Here is a 4,717-nt window from a genome sequence, read left to right as displayed (position 1 = left end):
AAGTGAAATAAAAAAATCTAAAAATCCTTCTTCCAGCTTCATTCCTATATCCATTTAAATGAAGCTAGCCTCTCATTATTTACCGATTTAAGCTAGATTTTTTTCATGAGGTGGCCCTGATTTATTAGAAGAGGTGGGCTTAAGTACAGAGGATAAACTAGAAGCAATTAAAGGGGGTGATTATGATGCGATTAGAGGGGCTGCTCAATATGGTCATTTGTCAACCCTGCGCTATTTATTAGAAGAGGTGGGCTTAAGTACAGAGGATAAACTAGAAGCCATTAAAGCGGATAATTACTATGCGATCAGAGCGTCTGCTGAAAATGGTCATTTGTCAACCCTGCAATATTTATTAGAAGAGGAGGGCTTAAGTACAGAGGATAAACTAGAAGCAATTAAAGGGGGTGATTACGATGCGATTAGAGGGGCTGCTGAAAAGGGTCATTTGGCAACCCTGCGCTATTTATTAGAAGAAGTGGGCTTAAGTACAGAGGATAAACTAGAAGCCATTAAAGTGGATGATTGCTGTGCTATTAGATATGCTGCTGAAAATGGTCATTTGGCAACCCTGCAATACTTATCAGAAGAGGTGGGTTTAAGTAAAGAGGATAAACTAGAAGCCATTAAAGTGGATGATTGCAGTGCTATTAGATATGCTGCTGAAAATGGTCATTTGTCAACCCTGCAATACTTATCAGAAGAGGTGGGTTTAAGTAAAGAGGATAAACTAGAAGCAATTAAAGGGGAGGATTATTATACGATTCGAAAGGTTGCTGAAAATGGTCATATGCCAACTCTGCAATACTTATTAGAAAAAATGGGCTTAAGTAAAGAGGATAAACTAGAAGCAATTAAAGTGGATGTTTACTATGCGATTAGAAAGGCTGCTGCAAATGGTCATTTGTCAACACTGCGCTATTTATTAGAAGAGGTGGGCTTAAGTACAAAGGATAAACTAAAAGCAATTAAAGTGGGTGATGCGATTAGATGGGCTGCTGAAAAGGGTCAGTTTGAAACCCTGCAATACTTAATAGAGGAGGTGGGCTTAAGTACAGAGGATAAACTAGAAGCAATTAAAGGGGGGTGATTACGATGCGATTAGAGGGGCTGCTCAATATGGTCATTTGCCAACCCTACAATACTTATTAGAAGAGGTGGGCTTAAGTACAGAGGATAAACTAGAAGCAATTAAAGCGGATGATTACTATGCGATAAGATATGCTGCTGGAAATGGTCATTTGTCAACCCTGCGCTATTTATTAGAAGAGGTGGGCTTAAGTACAGAGGATAAACTAGAAGCCATTAAAGCGGATGAGTCCTATGCGATTAGATGGGCCGCTAGGAATGAGCATCGCCCTATCATCACCTATTTTCTCACTTTTGACGCAGGCTTTGCCTACCTTGAATCCCATGACCATGAATACGGTCAAAAGTATGTTTATGCGTTTGTAGCTGAACAACTCGAGGAGTTAAACAGACGTAAAGAGGCCTTTGAACAAGCCCATCCTGAGGGTGTTTTTGATGTAGAAGTAGATGAGGCGCGCCGCTGTTTTTACCTGCTTCGTAATTTAATCCGCCGCGGTGTTGGCCGCGATTACGCTGATGCAGAGCCGAATGTCGATGAGCTACGCTTTTTATTAACAATTCCGGCGGTAAAAAACTTAGCCCACCAAGAACTTAATGAAGGCGGCTTCAATGAACTGTTGCGCCTTGCTTATCACCTCGGCAATAGCGATGCGGCAGTCTTACTTTTGAGCCTTCCTGCGGTACGCGCTTTAGCAGAACAAAATAACTATTATCGTAATGAAGCACGTGGCCAATTGGATTTAAGGAGGCTCGCGCGTGACCGTGAATCCTCAATGCACGCCTTAACCCAAGGGGAACAAAAGCGCTTAGAGCAAGCAATAAAGCACTACGAGCCACTAATTGATGAGGCTGGCGCGGCTGAGATTATGAACGATTTAAGAAACTACTTAAGTGCCCATTACCAACAAAATCCCGCGTGCCTCCTAAGTGGCGAAGGTCAACCCATTGCACTACCGCTTGACTTTAGTCAATTTAAGGCATTAGCGTTAAGTCCAAAGCAGCAAGAAGAAGCGCTAAAAGCATACTATAAAAACCCCTGCCACAGTGCTTGGCGTTATCTGTCTAAACCCAATTATTGGATGCATCAACAGGCTTCTTACGTCTATGTGGATGAACAAGACCGAAGCCTAAAATGGTCTAGTTTTGCAGAATACCGGTTCCTAATTGCCCTCTGCTGGCTTGCTGCCAAAGATAACGCTATTCCTCCTGCCGATGGCCATACCCTAGAAGGGCGTATTGAGCATTTTATCCGTGAGTTGATGCTCATTGGCCGGGCACATAATTGGGATAAAACCCGTTTAAATAAGGGTGTTTGGGAAGAATACGATGATTTAGAGGGAGATAAGCCTTCGTGTTATTCCGGAGTCAAGCGCCGCTTATTTCAATCAGTAATCGGCCATCCTTTACTAAAACTACTTACTGACGACGACATCAGGCAAGAAGTGCGGGATTTTGCCTTAACTCTGTTTAAAACCAAAATAGCAACCCTGAACAACAAAGAGGCCATGAATGAGGCTTATAAGGAGTATGTCACTACCCTAGACCCAGACAGTGCCAAGCCACTTGCCTGCCTTAATTTCAGCGCTGAGGAGCAAGCCCAATGTGTAGCTCAATTAACTCAGAAATACGGGGATTCGTTTACCAGTAGTCATTCGTTTAAAATGCAAGTCCATTCTTTGCTTGCTATTGACCCTAATGCATCAACGGTCTCTGACCGCTATCATGCCTTAAAACTGGATGGGCTCACCCATTTATCTCGCTACCTGAAGCAATCACAGGTGAGCGCGCATGGTTTTTTTGCGGATCAAGCAAAGAGCGAAGTAGAACCCAGTCAAGAGAATATTTTTTTCACAAAGACCCAGCCCTAGCGTTTAGCATCTGAGCGGCCTTATACTTATTGGCTGCAGGCCTGGTGGAATATAACCAGGCCCTAATGAGGTGATAAATTATTGAAAAAATTAAGAAATCGCACCTTTATCGAAAGCTGCATTAATTGTGAGATTAAAGGTATTTAAGAGGTAGGTTTTACTAGGAAGGAGGGAGCCTACATCAGTAGTGGTGTCTGGTTTACGATTGGTGGTGAGGAAGCGATAATCCATCGAGCACCAGGTAAAATCATCCATAAAATAACTAATCCCTACAATGCCTTGATAGGCAATCCCCGAGCTATTGTGCGTTTGCCCATGGGAGTAATCAGTATTAGTATTGATGAAACTGCTGCCATTTTTAATCGAGGCCATGCCTGCACCAATACCTAAATAGGGTGCAACGTCTGAATGTTCTTCCTCCGAGTAAAAATCCCAAATCACATTAAATAAACCATAAATGGCGGTGCTATTGCCACTGTACCCTAAGGCTTTAGCTTTAAAGCCATCATAAATTCCTGGGGGACATAAGCCCGTTGGAGTAACGACATCAGGGCTTTCTATAGTACAAGTGCCAACTGTTAATGGGCCTGTCGAAATTCTATTGAAAAGAAATTCACCCTCACCACGAAGATGTTTGTATTTATAACCTAGCATAAAGCCAGCCCCACCTGATACAGGACTGTATTCTACATTGCCGTGAAATAACATCCCTCCCTCATGAAAATAAATTTCATCACCAGACGGGCCATGGCTAATTTCGCCTAATAATCCACCATAAAAACCATCGATTGGTTTTAGGGCAAACAAGGAGGTAGATAAAAACAGTGGGGATAAAAGGCCAATTTTAGTTAACAACTTCATTATTTATATCCTTCTCAAACACATCACTTAAAAATACAGGTTCAGGTAAGACCTGAAAGGACTTATTTAAGGTAGGTGCCTCCATCAAAATGATAGATGGCGCCAGCACTGGCTAGTTGCGCTTGGTATGAGCGACCAAAGGTATCTATTTTGTTGGTTGCAACATAACGATAAGCAAGATTCACTGCATAGTTTTCAGCAAAATTATAGGTGATGCCGGCAGTACCTTGGTAGGCGAAAGCACCCTCATGAGCACTTAAATAAGTAGCGGCTGAAGGACCTGTAGTACTTAGTGAGGTTTGTAAGTAAGAATAGCCCAGACCAACCCCTAAAAAAGGAGAGATAGCGGGTAACATATTGGGGAAATCATAATAGGCATTAACCATAAATAAATTAGCAGAGGTGGAGCCATCAACTTGGTAGGGACGTACATAGTTAACTGCAAAATGGCTCGTGCTCGCTTGAATGTGGGTGTATTCTAATTCATAACGAAGCGGATTGCTTTGATAGCCTACGCGTCCACCGGCATTATATCCACCGTTGTAACCCACATCATTAAGGAAGACCCCATTGTTATAAGTATTTATATTATCTTGTATGTAGGTATAACCACCAAATAAACTCGTGTACCAGCCATCTACAGAAGTTGCTGCGCCAGCAACATTAGAAGCTAATAAAGCCATTGATAATAGTCTAATTTTCATGACATCCCTTTGATTATTATTTTTTTTATAACCCATGTTATCGTTTTACTTTAAATTTGCAAGCATTCTCTATTCCTTTATCAGGGCCACCTCATGAAAAAAATCTAGCTTAAATCGGTAAATAATGAGAGGCTAGCTTCATTTAAATGGATATAGGAATGAAGCTGGAAGAAGGATTTTTAGATTTTTTTATTTCAC

Annotated in this window: 4 protein-coding genes; 2 read left to right on the top strand and 2 right to left on the bottom strand. The window is 41.7% G+C overall.

The annotated features are described in order from the left end of the window. The first annotated feature begins 133 nt into the window (after positions 1-133). Entirely contained in the window at positions 134-1,087 is a 954-nt protein-coding gene (locus ELY15_RS13475; protein ID WP_127100902.1) for an ankyrin repeat domain-containing protein, read from the top strand. A 10-nt stretch (positions 1,088-1,097) separates the two neighbouring features. Next, the gene (locus ELY15_RS13470; RefSeq protein WP_370449440.1) at positions 1,098-2,954 is read left to right on the top strand and encodes an ankyrin repeat domain-containing protein; all 1,857 of its coding nucleotides are present in this window, start codon (positions 1,098-1,100) and stop codon (positions 2,952-2,954) included. 90 nt (positions 2,955-3,044) lie between these two features. Here ELY15_RS13470 and ELY15_RS13465 read toward each other — a convergent pair whose 3' ends face one another. Both ELY15_RS13465 and ELY15_RS13460 read right to left on the bottom strand, forming a co-directional pair. Further along, the gene (locus ELY15_RS13465) at positions 3,045-3,815 is read right to left on the bottom strand and encodes a hypothetical protein (RefSeq protein WP_127100898.1); all 771 of its coding nucleotides are present in this window, start codon (positions 3,813-3,815) and stop codon (positions 3,045-3,047) included. Between the two features lie 62 nt (positions 3,816-3,877). Continuing rightward, positions 3,878-4,519 carry an outer membrane protein gene (locus ELY15_RS13460; RefSeq protein ID WP_127100896.1) on the bottom strand — a complete coding sequence of 214 codons (642 nt, stop codon included), beginning with the start codon at positions 4,517-4,519 and terminating at the stop codon, positions 3,878-3,880. Positions 4,520-4,717 lie beyond the last annotated feature (198 nt).

It is taken from the genome of Legionella sp. km772, assembly GCF_003989735.1.
In the GTDB taxonomy this organism is placed as follows: domain Bacteria; phylum Pseudomonadota; class Gammaproteobacteria; order Legionellales; family Legionellaceae; genus Legionella.
The sequence above is the reverse complement of the archived record's forward strand: the minus strand, read 5'-3'. Positions and strand labels throughout refer to the sequence as shown.